The sequence below is a fragment of the Kitasatospora aureofaciens genome (genome assembly GCF_001188955.3).
Classification (GTDB): domain Bacteria; phylum Actinomycetota; class Actinomycetes; order Streptomycetales; family Streptomycetaceae; genus Kitasatospora; species Kitasatospora aureofaciens.
Genome location: NZ_JPRF03000076.1, coordinates 297,814 through 317,007, shown reverse-complemented (window position 1 = coordinate 317,007; position 19,194 = coordinate 297,814). Strand labels below are relative to the sequence as shown.

The 19,194-nt window shown below is 72.1% G+C and carries 12 protein-coding genes; 3 read left to right on the top strand and 9 right to left on the bottom strand.

Annotated features, from left to right (window positions below; genetic code table 11):
* Positions 1–800, bottom strand: an 800-nt coding sequence (locus HS99_RS44370) for a helix-turn-helix domain-containing protein (protein ID WP_170066680.1), incomplete at its 3' end; no start/stop codon positions are given.
* 329 nt (positions 801–1,129) lie between these two features.
* Here HS99_RS44370 and HS99_RS36815 point away from each other — a divergent pair.
* Together HS99_RS36815 and HS99_RS36810 are read left to right on the top strand one after the other, a co-directional pair.
* A complete protein-coding gene (locus HS99_RS36815; RefSeq protein WP_050366940.1) occupies positions 1,130–4,324 on the top strand; it encodes a M28 family peptidase in 3,195 nt (1,064 codons plus the stop codon).
* Positions 4,325–4,489: 165 nt separating this feature from the next.
* The gene (locus HS99_RS36810) at positions 4,490–5,734 is read left to right on the top strand and encodes a cytochrome P450 (RefSeq protein ID WP_030550910.1); all 1,245 of its coding nucleotides are present in this window, start codon (positions 4,490–4,492) and stop codon (positions 5,732–5,734) included.
* A gap of 329 nt (positions 5,735–6,063) precedes the next feature.
* Here the strand turns inward: HS99_RS36810 and HS99_RS36805 are convergent, their stop codons facing one another.
* Positions 6,064–6,774 carry a GbsR/MarR family transcriptional regulator gene (locus HS99_RS36805; protein WP_030550912.1) on the bottom strand — a complete coding sequence of 237 codons (711 nt, stop codon included), beginning with the start codon at positions 6,772–6,774 and terminating at the stop codon, positions 6,064–6,066.
* Between the two features lie 216 nt (positions 6,775–6,990).
* Here HS99_RS36805 and HS99_RS36800 point away from each other — a divergent pair, with 216 nt between their 5' ends.
* Positions 6,991–8,190: a serine hydrolase domain-containing protein gene (locus HS99_RS36800; RefSeq protein WP_030550914.1), complete on the top strand. Its 1,200-nt coding sequence runs from the start codon at positions 6,991–6,993 to the stop codon at positions 8,188–8,190.
* 88 nt (positions 8,191–8,278) lie between these two features.
* Here HS99_RS36800 and HS99_RS36795 read toward each other — a convergent pair whose 3' ends face one another.
* The 7 genes from HS99_RS36795 to HS99_RS36765 form a co-directional block, all read right to left on the bottom strand.
* A complete protein-coding gene (locus tag HS99_RS36795) occupies positions 8,279–8,716 on the bottom strand; it encodes an SSI family serine proteinase inhibitor (RefSeq protein ID WP_050366939.1) in 438 nt (145 codons plus the stop codon).
* 477 nt (positions 8,717–9,193) lie between these two features.
* Positions 9,194–9,622 carry a VOC family protein gene (locus tag HS99_RS36790; RefSeq protein WP_030283505.1) on the bottom strand — a complete coding sequence of 143 codons (429 nt, stop codon included), beginning with the start codon at positions 9,620–9,622 and terminating at the stop codon, positions 9,194–9,196.
* Positions 9,623–9,671: 49 nt separating this feature from the next.
* A complete protein-coding gene (locus tag HS99_RS36785) occupies positions 9,672–10,436 on the bottom strand; it encodes an alpha/beta hydrolase family protein (RefSeq protein WP_030550916.1) in 765 nt (254 codons plus the stop codon).
* Positions 10,437–10,677: 241 nt separating this feature from the next.
* Positions 10,678–11,379, bottom strand: coding sequence for an ATP-binding protein (locus HS99_RS36780; RefSeq protein ID WP_232543008.1), 702 nt, complete (start codon positions 11,377–11,379; stop codon positions 10,678–10,680).
* Positions 11,380–11,538: 159 nt separating this feature from the next.
* Positions 11,539–12,306 carry a DUF7158 domain-containing protein gene (locus HS99_RS36775; RefSeq protein WP_030550920.1) on the bottom strand — a complete coding sequence of 256 codons (768 nt, stop codon included), beginning with the start codon at positions 12,304–12,306 and terminating at the stop codon, positions 11,539–11,541.
* Positions 12,303–16,547 (bottom strand): glycoside hydrolase family 38 N-terminal domain-containing protein, encoded by a 4,245-nt coding sequence (locus HS99_RS36770; protein ID WP_030550922.1) that lies wholly within the window; start codon positions 16,545–16,547, stop codon positions 12,303–12,305. The genes HS99_RS36775 and HS99_RS36770 overlap by 4 nt, the downstream gene beginning before the upstream one ends.
* Before the next feature lie 47 nt (positions 16,548–16,594).
* Entirely contained in the window at positions 16,595–19,051 is a 2,457-nt protein-coding gene (locus HS99_RS36765) for an endo-beta-N-acetylglucosaminidase (protein WP_030550924.1), read from the bottom strand.
* Between the last annotated feature and the right edge of the window lie 143 nt (positions 19,052–19,194).

Below are 19,194 nucleotides of genomic sequence, written 5' to 3'. Positions count from 1 at the left end.
GGCTGTACTCGCTGACCGAACCGGCCTGGCTCGGCGACGACGTTCCGCGAGGCGAGCGCGAGCACCAGGTGCGCCAGTACGGAGCCAGGCGGCTGTGGGAGGAGTTCGAGACCGCCTACGCCTGGTGGACCGCAGCGGGCCAGCCGGGCCAGCACCGCGCGCAGGGTGCGCTCGACAGCGGCGACCAGGCCCGGCTGGGCGCCGGTCTCGCCGGCACGCAGCTGGGCGGCGAGCAGCCCGGCGAGGGCATGCGCGGTGGCGGCCTCCAGCGGCGGCGCGGCGGCCGGATCGGCGGCGCAGAACTCGGCGTGCAGGGCGGCGAGTTCCTCCGGCGGCGGGACGGCGCAGCCGTCGGCGTCGTGCAGGGGGCAGAGCAGTCCGTAGTCCGGCAGCCGGGTCGGCGCGGGGAGCAGCTCCTCGTCGGCCGCGGCGTCCGCACCGCCCGGCAGCGGCGGCCGCAGCAGGACGGCGGCGAACGGGACGAAGGGGTCGGGCAGCGGCAACTCGGCGGTCTCGGCGCGCAGGCAAGCCGAAAGCAACTCACCTCCGGCGCCGAGGAGTTCGTCGATCCGCTCGGCGATCCTCGGGGTGACCCGACGGGCGCCGTGCTCGATCTTGCTCACCGCGGTGTGGTCGTAACCGATCCCGGCGCCGAGCTGCGCCTGGGTGAGCCCGGCCCGGCGCCGCCAGTGCCGCAGCCGGGCGCCGAACTCCCGCCAGGCGCCCGGGCCGTGGTCTCCGCGCTCGGACGGGGGCCGCGGCTCCCGCGCCGCCGCCGAGGCCGAAGGGTTCCGGTACACGGGCTGCCTCCCCGGAGACCGGCCCCGGAGCGGGGCCCTGCGACGAGTCCGACGAGCAGGACGGTACTCGACGGCTCCCGCCCCGTACACGACGTGGTCTCAACCACTTGAGCGAAACCCCAGCTTGACGCGAAACGGCACCTGCACCTTGACGGAATTTGCCAACCCTATGCCCGGCCCGCACCAGCCATTGACCCGAGCATGACGCCATGTGAGTGTTCGGGCACCCGAGCGCGGACGGCCCGCACGGCCGTCCCCCAGACGCGGCCTGCGGTGCGCCACCAGCCTTGCCGTCCGCGGTCGAGGACCCCCACATGCGAGGAGCCTCGATGCAACGCAGAGTTTCCCCAAGGCGGTTGCTGACCACGGCGACCACCCTGGCCGTGCTGGCCGGCCTGGTCGGCGCCACCGCCGGGACGGCCGCCGCCGCCCCCACCCCCTCCCCCGCACCCAGCGCCCTGGCCGCCGCCGTCAACGCCGCCGACGCGGCCGCCGCGGCCGGCACCGACGCACTGGCCAAGGGCCCCGGCGAGGCCTACGAGCGCCACACCGTCACGCCCTGGCTGAACGGCCTCTACTCCGTCTCCTACGAACGCAGTTACCGAGGCCTGCCGGTGATCGGCGGTGATGCCGTGGTACTCGCCGACGGGCAGGGCAAGGTCCGCGGCCTGCAGTCGGCGGCCACCGGACCGGTCGGCGGCTCGACGACCCCGCAGATCAGCGCGGCCGACGCGGAGAGGACCGCGCGCACCAAGCTGCCGACCGTGGACAAGGTGGACTCCCGCCGCCTGGTCGTCCGGGTCAAGGACGGCACCAGCCGGCTCGCCTGGGAGACCGTCCTGACCGGCCGCACCGCGAGCGCTCCCAGCCACCTGCACGTCTTCGTCGACGCCGCCACCGGCGAGGTGGTCGACAGCTACGACGACGTCGAGGCCGGCACCGTCAACAGCAAGTGGAACGGCCCCGGCCCGCTCACCATCAGCACCACCAACTCCGGCGGCTCGTACTCGCTGCGCGACCCGAGCCGGCCCGGACTGTCCTGCTCCGACAACGACACCGGCCAGGTGTTCACCAAGTCCTCGGACTCCTGGGGCAACGGCAACCCCGCCAGCCGGGAGACCGGCTGCGGCGACGCCATGTGGGCGGCCCAGAAGGAATGGGACATGCTCCGCGACTGGCTCGGCCGCAACGGCCACGACGGCAACGGCGGCAGCTGGCCGATCAAGATGGGCCTCAACGACGTCAACGCCTACTGGGACGGCAGCTCCGTCTCCATCGGCCACAACCAGGCCGGCCAGTGGATCGGCGCCCAGGACGTCGTCGGCCACGAGTTCGGCCACGGCATCGACCAGTACACCCCCGGCGGCGCCAACAACGAGAACGGCCTCGGCGAGGGCACCGGCGACATCTTCGGCTCGCTCACCAAGGAGTACAACAACGAGCCCGCGCCCTACGACTACCCCGACTACCAGGTCGGCCGCCAGATCAACCTGGTCGGCCAGGGCCCGATCCGCAACCTCTACCAGCCCTCGCTGGTGAACAACGACCCGGACTGCTACTCATCCTCGATCCCGAGCACCGAGGTGCACGCGGCGGCCGGTCCGCTGAACCACTGGTTCTACTTGCTGTCCAACGGCTCCAGCCCGGGCAACGGCAAGCCCACCAGCCCGACCTGCGACGGCTCCACCGTCACCGGCATCGGCGCCAAGCAGGCCGGCCAGGTCTGGTACGGCGGCATGCTGCTCAAGACCAGCGGCATGACCTACAAGCGCTACCGCACCACCACCCTGACCGCGGCCAGGAACCTCGACCCGAGCTGCACCTTCTACAACCGGACCAAAGCCGCCTGGGACGCCATCAGCGTGCCCGCGCAGAGCGGTGACCCGACCTGCACGCCGTCCGGCAACAACGACTTCTCGCTGGCGCTCGGCCCGGCCTCCGGCTCGGTCCAGCCCGGCTCGTCGACCACCGCGACCGTCTCCACCGCCGTCACCTCCGGCACCGCGCAGACCGTCAACCTGACCGCCACCGGCGCCCCCACCGGGGTCACCGCGACGCTCAACCCCTCCTCCGTGCAGGCCGGTTCGTCCGCGACGCTGACCCTGTCGGCCTCCTCCGGCGCCCCGGCCGGCACGTACGTGATCACCGTGACCGGCACCGCCGGCGCGGCCACCCACACCGCCCAGTACACCCTGACCGTCGGTGGCGGCGGCACACCCGGCGGGCCCGCGCCCGACATCGACGTCGCCAAGATCCAGGCCGACCTGGCCCAGCTGAACACCATCGCCAACCAGAACGGCGGCAACCGCCGGGCCGGCAGCGCAGGGCACAGCCAGTCCGTGGCGTACATCAAGGGCAAGCTCCAGGCCGCCGGCTTCACCGTCAGCGAGCAAACCTGCACCTCGTGCACCTACCAGTCCAACAACCTGATCGCCGACTGGCCCGGCGGCCCGTCCGACCAGGTCACCATGCTCGGCGCCCACCTGGACAGCGTCTCGGCCGGCCCCGGCATCAACGACAACGGCTCCGGCTCCGCCGTCCTGCTGGAGAACGCCCTCGCGCTCGCCCAACAGAACCCCACCCTGACCCGGCACGTCCGGTTCGCCTGGTGGACCGGTGAGGAGCAGGGCCTCCAGGGCTCGCAGTACTACGTCGGCCAGCTGAGCTCCGCCCAGCGCTCGGCGATCAAGGCCTACTACAACTTCGACATGGTCGGCTCGCCCAACGCCGGCTACTTCATCAACAACCTCACCTCCGCGGCCTCCGCGCCGATGAAGGCCTACTGGGACTCGCTCAACCTCCAGCCGGAGGAGAACGTCGAGGGCCAGGGCCGCTCCGACGACTACTCCTTCCAGCAGGCCGGCGTCCCGACCTCGGGCTACGCGGCCGGCGCCAGCGCCGTCAAGACCTCGGCGCAGGCGGCCAAGTGGGGCGGCGCGGCGGGCCAGTCGTACGACTCCTGCTACCACCAGTCCTGCGACACCACGAGCAACGTCGACGCCACCGCGCTCAAGCGCAACGCCAACGGCGTGGCCTACACCCTCTGGAAGACCTCGGTCGGCGGCACCACCCCCGCCAACGACTTCTCCCTCTCGGTGAACCCCGCCACCGCCACCGTCAAGCCCGGCGCCTCCACCACCGCGACCGTCGCCACCTCCGGTTCGGCCCAGACGGTCAACCTGACCGCCACCGGCGCCCCCGCCGGGGTGACGGTCTCCTTCAACCCGTCCTCGGTGCAGTCCGGCACCCCGGCCACGATGACCGTCGCCACCGCGGCGTCCACCGCCGCCGGCACCTACAGCATCACCGTCACCGGAACCGGCTCCGCCACCCACACCACCAGCTTCACCCTGGTCGTGGGCGGCGGGAACCCCAACCCCGGCAACGCCTGGACCCCCGGCACCACCTACCAGGCCGGCGACATCGTCACCTACAACGGCGTCAGCTACCGCTGTGTCCAGAGCCACACCGCCCAGGCCGGCTGGGAGCCGCCGATCGTCCCGGCCCTCTGGGAAGCGGTCTGAGCCACACGCTCCGACACCACCTGAACCGCTGCGCCGCGGCCCGTCGAGGGGGACGGACCGCGGCGCAGCCGTGGGCGGGGCAGCCGCCGTCACCCGGGGTGGAAGACTGGTGCGGGCGTAACCGTAGAGCTGACGCCACGCCAGTAGCTGCGAAAGGAAGAAGCCGTGACCACGGACGCCATCCCGGTACCCGAACTGGCCCCTGAGGCCGTCGAGCAGTGGCGCGCCGAGGAGGCCCAGCTGGTCGAGTTGCTCGCCCGGGCCCAGCGCGGCATCGGCGGAATCGCCGCCTTCCGGCTCGGCCCCACGCCGACCGTACTGGTCACTGACCCGGCCGCGGTGCAGCACGTGCTGGGCCGCCACCCCGACCGGTACGTCAAGCGCTCGCACCGGGCCCGGATGCTGGTCGGCAACGGCGTGCTGTCAGCCACCGGTGACGCCTGGAAGCGCCAACGGCGGCTGCTGCAGTCCCAGTTCACGGGCCCGGGCATGCGCCGCTACGAGCGGCGGATCGCCGCCGCCGCGCGCCGGACGGCGCAGCGCTGGGAGGGGTACCGGCGCAGTGGGAAGACCTTCGACGTCGGCGAGGAGATGCGCGGTTTCGCCCTGGACACCGTCTGGCGGGCGCTCACCGGCCTGGAGCTGGACGACCGGACGGACACCGAACTGCGGTCGGTGGAACGGGTGGTGGCCGCGATGCCGACCCTGCCGACCAACGCGGCCGACGCCCGGGACGCCGTCGCCGAGGACCTCGCCCGGATCGACGCCGTCGCCCGCGCCGCGATCGAGGCGGCCCGCACCTCGGACGCCCCGGAGCCGGGGGTGCTGCGCGTCCTGATCGACGCTGCCGAACAACACCCCGAGTACACCGACCAGTTGATCCGCGACGAGCTGGTCACCCTGCTGGTCGCCGGCCACGAGACCACCGCCACCACCCTCACCTGGCTGTTCCTGCTGCTCGACGGCAACCCCGGGGCGCGCGACGCCGACCCGCACGCCCTGGTCAGCGAGACCCTCCGGCTCTACCCCTCCGCCTGGATGCTCCCCCGGCACGCCGTCGAGGACGACGTGATCGCCGGCCACCGCATCGCCGCCGGCACCGACGTGCTGGTCTGCCCGTACCTCACCCACCGCGACCCGGCCCTGTGGCCCGACCCGGAACGCTTCGACCCCACCCGCTTCTCCCCCGGCGCCACCCGCCCCACCCAACTCGGCGCCTACCTCCCCTTCGGCCTGGGCGCCCGCGCCTGCCTCGGCACCCAGTTCGCCCTCCGGGAGACCACCGCCCTGCTGGAACTCCTGCTACCGCTCGGCCCCTTGGAGTTCCAGTCCCGCCCGGACGGCCAGGCCTTCAGCATCACCGTCCGCCCCGACGGCCCGACCCCGGCAGTACTGCGCCCCGCCCCCTGAGCCGTTCGCCCGAACAGTGGATCAGGACTCCTCGAACGGCCCGTTACGGCCACCGGCGCGGCGGCGTCGGCTCGACTGGCGGGCGGCCCGTCCCGCTGGCCCCCGCCGCCCAGAGCCGCCCCCGGCCAGCAGTCGGATCCAACGGTGTCGGCTCGCACAGGAATTCACGGGTGCAGCACTCCAAACGGATCTCGTCGATCGCGACGGCGGTGACGCGACGCCTGAGAGCCGGTCAGGAGCGCTTTCCCCTCCACCCTCGGGGAAGATCCCCTTTCCGCCCCGCAGATCCCCTCGGGGTTTCCCCTGAGGACGCCCCTGAGGCCGACCGGTCAGAGCAGCCCGTTGCCGGACCGGCGCCGCTCGACCGCCCGGACCAGGTCGGTGCCGATCTCCGAGAGGAAGGACGCGGCCGTGTCGAGCCGCTGTCCGGCGGGCGTGGCCGCGCCGAGCAGGTCCGCGCCGTCGCGGGCGAACTCGGCCAACAGGGCGTTGCGTTGGGCGCTGGCGAGCATCGAGCGGTACCAGACGTCCGAGTCGATCGCGTACTGCTCGCGGCGGCCGTGGCCGTCCCGTTCCCGGCGGATCAGTTCCTGGTCCTCCAGGTAGCCGACCGCCTTGGATACCGAGGCCGGGCTGACGCCGAGCCGCTGCACCAGCTCGGCGGCGCTCAGGGTGCCGCTGTCGGTGACGTACAGGCAGCTGAGGACCCGGGCCACCATGCGCGGCAGGCCGAGCTGCACCAACAGGGCGGCGAAGCGGTCGGCGAACTCCGCGACGGCCGCCTGATCACGCCCGTCCGGCACCGTCGCAGTGCCCCCGGCGGGCCGGACCGCGCCCGGTCGGCGGCGGGCCCGGCGGGCGGTGGCGCGCTGGGCGGCGTGCGCACGGTAGCGGCCGGGTCCGCCGTTGCGCGCGATCTCCCGGGTCACCGTGGAGGTGGGGCGGGCGATCAGCCGGGCGATCGCGGCGTAGTCGAGCCCTTCGGCGAGGCCGGTGGCGATCGCGACACGGTCCTGCTGGCTCAGCCTGGTGCCTGGCACGGGTGGCTCCTTTCGTCGGGCCTCGGGACGAGTATCCGGCCGCCGGGGACGATTGCAATCATGATTGCATTCATCGACAGTCTCGTTGCAATGATTGACCGTCACTGACCTGCGGATTGAGACGAATCCGGACAATCACATGTTGAGAGATTCCCGAATTCGGCCGTACGTTCTCCACCGACGACGAAAGCCCGACACACCCCGGGGGGACCCACCATGAAGAACATCACCCGCGCCGCTGTCGCCACCGTTGCGGCCTGCACCCTGCTGACCGCCGCCCCGACCGCCTCCCTCGCTTCCGCCCCTGCCACCGCCTCCGCCGGCGGACACCAGGGCCTGCAGGCCACCCTCGACCAGGCGGTCACCGCGGCCGGTCTGCCCGGCGCGATGGCCGAGGTGCGCAACGACGGCGCGACCTGGTTCGGACAGGCGGGCACGGCCGACCTGAACACCGGCCGGCCGCTGCGCCCGCAGGACCGGTTCCGGATCGGCAGCACCACCAAAACCTTCGTCGCCACCGCGCTGCTCCAGCTGGAGGCCGAGCACCGGCTGAGCCTGGACGACAGCGTCGAGCGGTGGCTGCCCGGCCTGGTGGACGGCAACGGCTACGACGGGTCCCGGATCACCCTCCGCCAGTTGCTCAACCACACCAGCGGAGTCGCCAACTTCGCGGTCGCCGACCAGGTCAGCAAGGACTTCCAGGGGCTGCCCTTCCTCCAGCACCGCTTCGACAGCTTCACCCCGCGCCAGCTGGTCCGGCTCGGGACCAGCGTGAAGCCCGACTTCGCCCCCGGCACCGACTGGCGGTACTCCGACACCAACTACGTGCTGGCCGGCCTGGTCATCGAGCAGGCCACCGGGCACAGCCTCGCACAGGAGATCACCGACCGCTTCGTGAAGCCGCTGCACCTGAAGAGCACCTACGAGCCGACCGGCGACGACACCGGGATCCACGGCCCGCACGGCCGCTTCTACTCCAAGCTCGGCTCGATGGACGCCCCCACCCTCCCCGAGTACGACGTCACCGAGCTCAACCCGTCCTGGGGCTACGGCTCCGGGGACCTCATCTCCACCACGGGCGACCTGAGCACCTTCTTCCAGGCGCTGCTGGCGGGCCGCCTGCTGCCGCCCGCCCAGGCGGCCGAGATGTTCACCATGCAGGACCCGGGCAACGCGTGGATCCCGCAGTCCCACTACGGCCTCGGCGTCGCCTCCCTCACCCTCTCCTGCGGCCAGGTGTGGGGCATGGGCGGCGCGATCAACGGCTCGTGGTCCTACACCTTCGGCACCCGCGACGGCCGCCACCTGCTGTCCGCCGAGGTCAACGGCGACTGGGCCGACAGCGAGCAGTGGGGCCCGATCTCGGTCTTCACCAAGGAACTGGAGGCGGAGTTCTGCGGCAGCACCGGCGCCTGACGCGCGGAGGGTGCCGGAACGAGCGTGGCCGCTCCCGAACCCGGGAGCGGCCACGCCGTCAGTGCAGGGACACTGCCGAGCTCAGAGCTCAGAAACCGAACACGTCACCCGTGTACTTGGTCAGCTCGCTGCCGTTGACGTAGGTGTGCGACCAGTTGACGCCGGTCGCGCCCCAACTGCCGTGCGCGGTGGCGGTGACCGGCGCCTGGAGGGCCATGACCATCCAGGTGGGGTGCACCAGCAGCTTGCTGAAGTCGCCGTTGAAGCCGACCAGTTCACGGCAGGCCGCGTCGGGGCTGGTGACGGTGCCCGTGCCGGTGACGGAGGTTAAGCCGGAGTCGCCCTGGACCGCGGAACAGGACAGGTCGGCCGAGGTCGTGGTGCCCGTGGAGTCGGTCTTGGTCAGGTGGACCGAGCCGAGCAGGACGGTGTCCGTGGTGGCGGCCTGAGCAGTGCCGGCCATCAGGATCGCCGAGGCCGCGCCGGTCGCCAGCAGGCTGGCGACCGTCATGGTGATGCGTCGCATTCGTGGTGCCTTTCCTCTGCGTTGCCCGGGTCTTGTGTTTCCGGGCAGCTGTGGGCGCTACGCAATCAACCGAAGTTGTGCGAAGCGTTTCGATGATATGAACGCCCATGTCAGGTTCATGCAAAACACTCACCGTTGTGGCGCAGCTCACGCCTCGAAAGCGACCCTGGGTACCCCGGCGTTCCGCGCGAGGAAGTGCGGCAGATCGGCGAACCCACGCGCACCGTCGATCGCCCGGCCATACCGACGAAACGCCGCAGTCGGCACCCGAGCCGCAGCCCCTCGGCGACGGGCGGGCGTCACGGACGGGACAGGAGGAAGCACTCCAGTTCCGTGCCGTACCAGCGGCTCGTCCGGCCCTGCACCCGTTCGCCCGCCGCGAGGCCGTCTCCGTGGCGGATCCGGCGCGGCTGACCGTACTGCGGATCGCCGCTTCGCTCCGGGGAGCGGGGAGCGAAGCGGCCGCCCGGCGGCACCTCAGTCCAGGCAGAACTCGTTGCCCTCGATGTCCTGCATCGAGATGCAGGAATCGTGGCCGTCGTACAGCAGTTGCACCCGCACGGCGCCCAGCGCGAGCACGCGTTCGCACTCGGCCTCAAGTACGGCCAGGCGTTCCTCGCCCACGAGCCCCGTACCGACCCGCACGTCGAGGTGCACCCGGTTCTTGGCGACCTTCCCCTCGGGGACGCGCTGGAAGTACAGTCGCGGACCGACCCCCGTCGGATCGCTGCAGGCGAACCACGAACCCCGCTCCTCAGGGGGCCGGGAATTCTCGTAGTCCTCCCACGTGGCGAACCCGTTCGGTGGCTCCGGCGGGACGTACCCCAACACCTCGCACCAGAAGCGGCCGACGCGCTCGGGTTCCGCACAGTCGAAGGTGACCTGGAACTTCCTGATCGTTGACATCGGGCCACGATACTGGCGCGTGCTGCCCACCGGACCTGCGGACCGCGCGTCAGGCCGACGCGTTCACCGCCCGGCCGAGGTGCCGGGCGAAGAACCGGACCGCACTCTCGACCTCGAAGCGCGGCAGCTCCTTGTGCTTGCCCGAGTTCACGTGCAGGGACTTCTCCGCCGAGGCGAAGGCCTCGAAGAGCGCCAGACCCTCCTCGCGGGATATGTGCTCGTCGTCCCACTGGAGGTCGAACTCGACGGGAACGGTGATCCGCTTCGCGTACTCGGCCAGCACGTGGGGCCAGTGCTGGCCGAACACCGCGGCCGTGATCCGGGGCTCGGCGGCCACGAACGGAACGCCGATCGCGGTGCCCATGTTGATGCCCCAGAAGCCGACCGGGCCGTCCGTTCCGATCTCCGGCAGCTGCTGGAGGGCGTCCAGCAGCGCCCGGTACTCGGGCACGGCGAGCTTGGCCAGGTGGTCGTTGTAGCGGACCACGATCGGCCCCTCCGGCTCACCGGCCGCCCGGGCCGCGAACAGGGCGGCTGTCTCCCGCTCGTCGTGCTCGGTGCGCGGGCGGTCACCGTGACCGGGCGCGTCGAGGACGGCCACGTGGTACCCGCAGTCGCGCACCAGGTGCGCGGCCCGGCCGGACATCGCGGGGTGCTTCTTGTGGTTGCCGCCCCCGTGGGCCTGAAGGACGAGGGGCGCGTGGTCCGCACCGGACTCGGGGGACCAGAGGACGCCGGGGACGCCGTTGACGGTGAAATCGCGTTCGACGATTCCGTCGGTGGTGGACTCGGCGGTGAGAAGGAAAGCGTTCATGGCAGTTGCCCTTCGAGAGTGTCTTGTCGAAGGGGCGCTCCCGGCGAGATCTACATCAATCGCCAGTCGTGACGGCAAGGGGGAGCACCCGTATCGGTACAGCGTTCACGGGTCTCACCTCCTCGGGTTGTGTCACGGTCGATTGAGAAGCTATCAGCTGGATCTCCGGCTCTTCCACCCATTTATGTCCCCACGAGCCGCCCCTGCGGCCCTCCGCCCCACGGAGCGAAGGGCCGCAGGATCAGGCCTGCACGACGACCTGTTCACCCTCTCCCTCCGGTGTCTGGAAGTCGGCCAGGTAGCGGTCGAACAGCGGCCGGTCCACGGTGACGGCGTTCGCGCCGTCCTCGCCGTTCCGCACCGCGAGGCGGCGCACCAGGTCCAGCGCGTAGGTGGTCTTGCCCGACCCCGGCGGGCCGCACATCAGCACCACCGTGCTCGTGCCGGATCCGGGCCCGTGCGCGGCGTGTTCCCAGAGGTCCAGTCCCGCCCGGAGGAGTTCGCGGACGGCTGCGGTCTCCTCCTCCGTCCAGGCGTCCTCCCCCGCGGTCGGGTCGAGGGCTGCGCCGCCGAAGAGCTTTTCGTAGGCGCTGTCGTGGATCGGTCCCTGGCCGGGAAGGGTCGGTCCGGCCTTCACGCTGCGGGAGAGGTCTTCGAAGAAGTTCCACGCGTCCAGCAGCTGGCCCTCCGCGGCCGGGCCGAGCTCCGGATGTTCGACCCACCGCCGCACGCGGCGCAGTTCGAGGGTGCCCTCGCCCTCCCAGGTGAGTTCCCAGCCCTTGCGATCGCAGTACTCCTGCAGCGGCGCGAGCTCCTCGAACGCAAGGAGCTTTCCGCGTTCGTCGACGAGGAGCGCATCGGGGGCGTCGCCCTCTCCTGGCCGCCAGATCAGCGTCAAGTCCCCTTTCCCGGTCACGATGCGGTACGGGAAGTAGTCAGCCATGCGGGCCTCCCTGATGCCGTGGCGCGGTACTCGCCGCCGCGTTGCCGTCCATCGGTCGAGCAGGCTGCAGCTTCCCACCCGCGAGGTTCTCGGTGGAACGGAATTCGCGGGGGCGAGCGGAGGCGAGCGGCGGCGAATGCGAGCGGGGGCACCCTCCGCTCAGTGGCGGTGGTGGTTGTCGGGCTGGGCAGGGTCTCCCGGGTGTTCCAACCCTTCGACCAGGGTGAGGCGTTGGGCACGTTCACGGTCGAGCCAGCGGACGAAGGCGACGCGGCGGGCAGCATCCCGGAGTGCCGGCGCCGGGTCGGGGTCCTGGGGAATGGCGAGGGTGGCGAGGAGCAGGGCCGTCCAGGGGCCGACGGTGACCCACTCGCCGGGTGGGGCGGTGCGGAGGGCTTCGGCGAGGGCCGTCGGGAGGGTGTCGGGGTCGGCCTCGAAGGTGCCGTCGGGGAGGACGAGGTGCCAGCGGGTGACCGGTGGGCGGCCGGTCAGCGCGCGGTAGTGGGCGACGTCGGCCGGTGAGGGCTCGACCTCGGCGGTCACGGAGTCGTAGACGGCGCGGACGGCTGCGCTGCCCTCGTAGGCGGCCGCGGTGATGGAGCCGAGTTCGACGGCGGCCCGCTGGTCGAGCCGGGCGGGGCCGGGTGCGGTAACGGACGCAGGGCCGGGTGCGGTAGCGGACGCGGCGACAGATTCGGTGCCGGACGCGGTGACGGACGCGGTGACGGGCAGCTCGCGTTCCGCGGCGACCGCCTCGCAGAGGGCCTCGGTCAGCAGCACCTGGGCGACCCACCTGATGAGCTGGCGGTCCTCCGAACTTCCCGGCCGGGGCAGGGCGGTGGAGCGTGGACCGTTCCGGAGGGCGGCGAGGCGCTCGTCGAGGGCGGTGCGGGGCAGGGGGCGCCCGTCGAGCAGGCCGAGGATCATGCTTCCACCACCAGGGCGACGGTCGGGGCGTACTGGCAGCGGCCGAACCACATGACCTTGGCCAGCGCCCAGTACGCGCCGGGGTCCATGGACTCGGGGGCGGCGACGGCGAAGTCGACGGTCACGGAGGCCCCGGCCGGGACGGTGAAGCCGCGGACCGGGTCGGCGACCGCCTCCCAGGTGCCCCAGGGGGAGACCAGCTGGAGCTCGCCCCGGATCTCGCCGCGCGTCCGGTTGGTGAGGGTGAGGCCGAGGCTGGTGCGGCCGCCGGGGGCCAGGTGCAGGGACTCGGCGGTGACGTCCACGGACAGGCCGGTGTCCCGCGCGGTCACGGCCTTGGTGCCCTGGGCGGCGGTCCAGTCCTCGGGGGTGTCCCCGGGGACGGGCAGCAGCTCGGGCAGGTCGCCGACCGCGATCGTGACCACGTCCTCGATCTGCTGGCCGTCGTGCTCGATCCGGACGGCGGCGAAGTGCAGCCCGCTCTCGGCGTCCGACGGCGGGGTGAGGGTGACCGCGAAGCGCAGGTGGCCGCCGGGCTCCAGGCGGTACGGGCGGCTGCCGAGGCCGGTCGTCCAGCCCTCGGGCGGGAGGACGACGGCCGTGCCCTCGACGGCGGCGTCGCGGAGCTGCGAGGAGAGGGCGACCGAGAAGGTCACCGCCTCCCCCGCCGTCCGCAACAGCCCCGGCGAGGCACCGACCGACACCGGCAGGTAGCCGAACGGGGCCGGGCCCCGGTTGTGCAGCCAGTAGCGGGCGTGGACGGGCTGGGCGGGTTCGGCGACCGGGCCGAGCACGGGCCCGTCGGCCGGGGCGGCCAGCGCGGGGACCGCAGGAGTCGCCAGCAGCGTGGCGATCTGGGAACCGGCGAGGTCCAGGATCTCGGCCGCCTCCCCGAGCGGGCGTTCCAGCAGGTCGGCCGGCCGCACTCCGTCCAGCCCGAGCGCGCCGCCGAGGCGGGCCGTCCGCCCGAGACCGGTGGACTCGACCAGCCGGACGGTGAGGTCGCCGCCGGCCGCGCGGTCGCTGAGATCGGGCGCGGCCGAGCCGTGGGCGATCGGGTTCCCGGCCGGCTTGAGCGCGCCCAGCAGCACCTCGCGCTGGGGCTCGACCCGCAGCCAGGACAGGGTGGCCGGCAGCGGCCCCTCCTGGGTCTCCACGACCCTCGCGTAGAGCGGGTGGTTGAACTCCTGCCCCCGGGCGGGCAGGGTCTGCGCCCGCCAGTCGCCGTCGCCGCCGACCAGCGCGTAGCTGAACTCATGGGTCCAGTGCTGCAGTTGGAAGGAAGCACCGTCCGGCAGGGTACGCCGGGGCGGGTCGATCCAGACGCCGGACGGCCAGCCGGTGCAGGAGCGCATCAGCGAAAGGTGCAGCGCACCGGTGGTGTCCACCGCGAAGCCGGGCAGGCCGAAGCTGAGCAACGCCACGGTGTGGTCGGCGAGTCGGTCCGGGACCGGAGAAGGGCAGACGGCGGTGATCCGCGCGTCCGCGAGGTCGTCCACCAGGGCCGGTACGTCGGAGACGACCAGCGCGGGCAGGGCGCGCAGGTCCCGCAGGTCGGCGTCCGGCCGCCACACCTCGGCGAGCGGCGTCAGGGCCGGCACCCACACCGCGCCGTGCGCCTTCAGGACCGCCCCGTACTCCTCTCCCGCCCGATCGATCAACTCCTGTGCGGCCTCGTTGTCCTCCGGTCCACCCACGACGATCCGGAAGTCCGGCAGGTTGGAGTCGACGTCGAGCCAGCCGTACCGGGCCCAGTCCGCCCCCGAGGTGGTGGCGGTGACCCCGACCCGAGCGAGCGCGACCACCAGCGGGCGGGCGTCGGCCGAGTCGTCCAGGGAGGGCACGACGACCTCGGCGACCCCGAGTGCCCGGGCGCCGGTCACCTTCCCCGCCGCGTCGGTGAGCACGGCCCGGGCGGTGGCGCCCAGGCTGAACCAGGTGTTGGCCGGATTGTCCAGGGTCCAGGGCGCCTGCGCCGAGTCGACGTCCGGCATCGCGAAGCCGCGCCCGATGACCGCTCCGGCGACCTCACTGACCGGCAGCCCGCCCGGCACGTCGACCGGGAAGCGCAGCCGCAGGAGCCGGTCGGCGCCGGAGTAGTCGACGAGCCTGGTCCGGCAGTCCACCCGGTCCAGGCCGCGCCACAGCGTGACCGTCTGCTCGTAGCGGACGCCGTCGACCGTCCCCCCGATCACCAGCCGCTCACCGAGCGGTCCGGTCTCCCTCCGGACCTCCCCGGCCACGGCGCCCGAGCCGAGCACCGGGCCGCTCGGCACCAGGTGCCAGGGGCCCTCGCCGAAGTCCGGGTGCTGCGGGTACTCCTCGTACACCCGCAGTTCGTTGCCGAGGCGGCCTTCCTGGATCAACTCCCTTTCGTGCAGCCGGTCGTACACCGAGCTGAGGCCGCCGCCGCGCGCCGGTTCGGCCGTCACCCGGTACCGCCCGCTGGTGATCACCGCACCCTCGGCAGCCGTCCACGCCGGGTCGGCAGAGCCGTCCACCAGCCACCAGGTACGCCAGCCGAGCGCGGGGACGTCCTCGGCGAGGAAGCGCAGCGTCCCCCGGTCGACGGCGCTCGGCACGGGCGTGCCCGTCTTGTCCAGCACCCGCGCCGACCGCAACCCGTGGGGGAGTTCGACGGCCACCAGGTCCGTCCGGTCGAAGGAGAGCGTGTTGGTCACCACCACCGCCGACCCGAGGCCCGCCGCAGAGCTACCCACCGCCGACCCGACACCCACCGTCGAGATCCGTGCCGTCAGCGCGTCCAGCGCCGACTCCCGGACGGCCGACGCCAGGTCGTACGCTTCCCGCCAGCCGCCCAGCAGGTCCAGGTAGACCTGGTCCGACTCCGAGCCGGTGATCGCGTCATGGTGCGCGCCGTAGGCGAGTTGGCGCCACACCTTGTCGAGCGCGGCCCCGGGGTAGCGCCCGAGTCCGTTCACGGCGGCGAGCGCCGCGAGCTTCTCCGCGTCCACCGCCGCGACCTCGCCCGCGCGTTGGGCCTGCTTGGTGTCGATGTACGAGACGTCCTTGCCGGTGTACACCGGGTTCATGTCGCGGGTCTGCGGGCTCGGTCGGCCGCCGGTGGCGTCGAGTTCGGCCCGGACGGCGTCCAGGAAGTCGCGCGGGGTGGCACACACGAAGCGCGGCCACAGGTACTTGGCGGCCCAGGAGCGGTGGATCTCGGTGACCCACTTGTTCGGCGGGGTGTAGTCCGTCCCCACCGGCAGCAGCAGGTTCTTCGTCGCCCCGACCGGCTTGAGCTTGCGGTACAGCTCGTACACGGCCTGCTCGGCGGTGGCGAGGTCCGGGGAGGAGTCCATCCACCAGCCGGCCGAGTAGTGGTGGGGCATGTAGTGGGTGAGCACGCCCGCCCCGCCGGGCGCGATCCACTCGAACTCGCTCGGGAACTGCATCACCCGGGCGTCGTCCTTGGCCTCGCGGAAGTTCTTCTGGATCGGTCCCCACTGGTGGAACGGGCCGCGGGCCCAGGCGCTGCCGGTGAGGCCGGCCGCGGCGAGGTGGCCGGGGAACTGCGGGTCGTGCCCGAACACGTCGAGCTGCCAGGCGGTCTGCGGGTCACCGCCGAGGATGTCACGCTGGTAGCCGATGCCGTAGACGATGTTGCGGATGGTCGTCTCGGCACCCGTGAGGTTGGTGTTGGGCTCGTTGTAGGTGCCGCCGACGAGCTCCACCTGCCCGCGCTCCAGCAGCAGGCGGAGCGTTTCGCGGCGCTCCGGGTGCTGGTCGAAGTACGGCTTCAGGTAGTCGACTTCGGCGAGCACGAACTTGTACACCGGGTCCCGCAGTGCGAGGTCCAGGTGGGCGTCCACGAGGGCGAAGCCGTTGCGCTCCCAGAGCGGCCGGGTGGTGGCGTCGGCGGAGAGTAGTTCCCAGGGGGAGGTGTAGGCGGCCTGGGTGTTCCACCACACCGGGTCGTAGTGGAAGTGGGAGACCAGGTGCATCGTCCAGCCGGGCTCCGCGACCTCGAGGACGGCCGGCTCCTCACTGGTCGATGCCCGTACGGTCAAGGGAACTCGGTCCCCCGGCGAGGCGGCGGTGATCTCCAGGGGAACGTCGACCGGCCCCGTGCCGGTCGCCTCGCCTCGGACGCCCGTTCCGCTGACGGTGATCCGGGCGGCCGGGCCCTCGAGGGTCACCCGCAGCACCTGGCGCGGGGCGTCCTCGGGGCCGACGAAGAGGTCGGTGCTCTCGACGGCGGTGATGGTGGTGACCGGCACGGGGGTTGGTCCTTTCCTCGGAGTGCCGCCGGGGCCGGGGCCGAGGCCTACTGGCCCCAGGCCTCGAACTCGTAGATACGGGCGGCCGGATCGCTCGCCTGGGTGGGCCGGGTGACGACCAGCCGGACGTAGCGGGCGGTGGTGCTCACCGGATGGGTGGTGGTGGCCGCGGTGTTGCCGGTCACGCTGGCGGCCGTCGTCCAGGGGTCGGTGGACCTGGAGCGGACCTGGATGGAGAAGTCACGGGTGTTGTAGGAGGCGCTCTCGCCACCCGCCTGGGCGTGCTTGACCACGAACCTGTCCAGCTTCTTCGCCGAACCGAGGTCCACCTCCAGCCACTTGGCGGAGGTGAGGGTGCACCACTTGTCGCTGGTTCCGCCGCTGACGCTGCCGTTGACGGCCTTGGCCGGGCCTTCGTCGGCGTTGCACTGGCCGGAGGCGGTGGCGGGGCGGTTCAGCGCCAGATTGGTGGAAGCAGGTGACGTACCGCCCCAACCCACTTCCGTGGAAGCGACGTTGGAGTGGCCGTAGGTGGTGGACACCGCCTCGACGTCCAGCGTCGTACTGGTCTCCCCGCCCGCCCGGTCGAGCCGTCCGACGAAGTAGGCGTCGTTGGGCGTGGCCCCAAGGAAGGTGCGGCTGCCGTCCGCGTTGCGCCGGTACACCTCGTAGTGGTGGACGTTGCCGCCGGGCGCGGCCGTCCAGGAGAGCCGCAGCGACTGGCTGGCGCCCGCGGTCACGTCGCTCGCGCCGAGGACGGTCAGCCCGCCCGGTGCCGCCGGTTTCTCCACCGAGCCGTCGTGGAGTGCGACTTGGCCGACGCGCAGGTCGTAGGCCGGGTCCGGGTCCGAGGTGCCGTCCACCTGCAGCGCGAGCTGGGAGATGGTCCGGCCCGCGTACCGGGAGAGGTCGAGGGTGTGCCGCTCCCAGCCCGTCCCGGCGTTGTCCCCGACGTCCACGGTGGTGAAGCTGCCCGGGGTGTCGGTGAAGGAAACCGCCGCCTTCAGCCTGGTCGGGCCGGCGGCCGGGGTCTTGACCACCAGGTCGAGCCTGGTGTTCGCGGCGACCGGCAGGCTGGTCTGGTAGAGCCGCACGGTGTTGGTGGAGTCCAGGGTGCCGCTCAGCCGCAGTGAGGAGCCTCCCTGGTAGGAGTCGGTGAAGTCGATCGACGGACTGAGCTTGCTGCCGGTGGAGTCGACCACCCATCGGTAGGTCGGCGGGACGTCCTGCAGCGAGAGGTTGTTCCAGCCGCCGGTGGCGACCCGGGTGCCGGCCGCGTTGTAGAAGTCGCCCTGGCCGGTGTCGAAGTTGGTGACGAAGGGCTTGGCGGTGATCGGCGAGGACTCGGCGACGTAGCCCGCCAGGCCCGGCCAGCTGCTGGAGAGGTCGGTGTCGGACGGGTCGTTGTTGGCGCCGACCCAGTAGCGCGCGTCCTTGGCGTAGAAGTCGGCGCGGTCGGTGGCGGACTTCCAGGTCCACTCCGGGCGGTAGAGGCCGAGCGAGGTGGTGTGCGGCCGACCGGCCGGGAAGAGGGTGTTCCAGTCGACGGAGGTGTTGTAGCCGTTCGCCTCGGTGTCGATGCCGGAGTACAGGTCGTACTCGCTGCGGCCGAGTTGACGGGCCAGGACGCGGGAGGAGTCCAGACCGGGGGCCGTCCAGCCGAAGTTGAGGAACATCGAGTCCGAGGTGCGCTTCGGACCGTCCTGGAGGAAGGGCGAGTTGGCGGAGGTGAGGGCGTCCTGCCAGTCGACGGCGCCCGAGGTGGTCATCGCGTCGTACCACATGAACTCCGTGCCGCTCTTCGCCCTGGTGTACTGCATCAGGTTGCGCACCTCGGTCGCGAGGCCCGAATCGCCGCCGCCGGTCTCCTGGTTGACGAACCAGCCGTCGAAGCCGTAGTACTGGGCGGCCTGCACCAGCTTGTCGGCGACGGGGTAGTGGTCGCCGGTCTTCTGGACGAAGTCGCGCACCCACTGGAGTCGGCCGCCGTACGCGGCGGGCGGGAAGAAGACGGTGCCGTAGACCTTGACGCCGTTGCGGTGGGCGGCGTCGATCACGGTCGGATTCGGCGCGAGGATCAGGCCCTCACCGGCGGAGCCTCCCCAGAACACCAGCTTGTCGACGTACTGCCAGTAGCCGAAGGCGTAGTAGTTGGGGTCGGCGGAGCCCTGGGAGGGGTTGTTGGAGGTGGGGGCGAAGGACACCAGCGAGGCGATCTTCCCTTCGCCCGGCCGGGCGTTGGGGTTGGCCGCCAGGGCCGGGTCGCTGGTGCGCGGCCGGAGCGGGACGCGGGAGCGGTTGAACCGGGCGTCCGGGTCGGTGGCCGGGTCCCAGTTGAGGATGGTGCCGGGGTACCAGTACGAGGCGTAGGGCTGGTTCCCGGGGGCGGCGGCAGCCGGCGGGGCCGCAACCGGAGCGGCAGGAGCGGCATGGGCAGCCGGTACGACGCCCAGCGCGGCCGTCGCGAGCGCGGCGCTGAGCAGCAGGGGGAGGCGTCTGGACATGCGGTGGCTCCGATCGAGCGGAGTGGGTGGGGCCGGACCCACCGGCAGCGGCAGGCCCGGGTGCATGTGGGCGTGGCGGTGCTCATCGAGGGGAATGCAGCAGGAGTGCAGCAGAGTGCAGCGAACATGACAGCGAGCGGTGC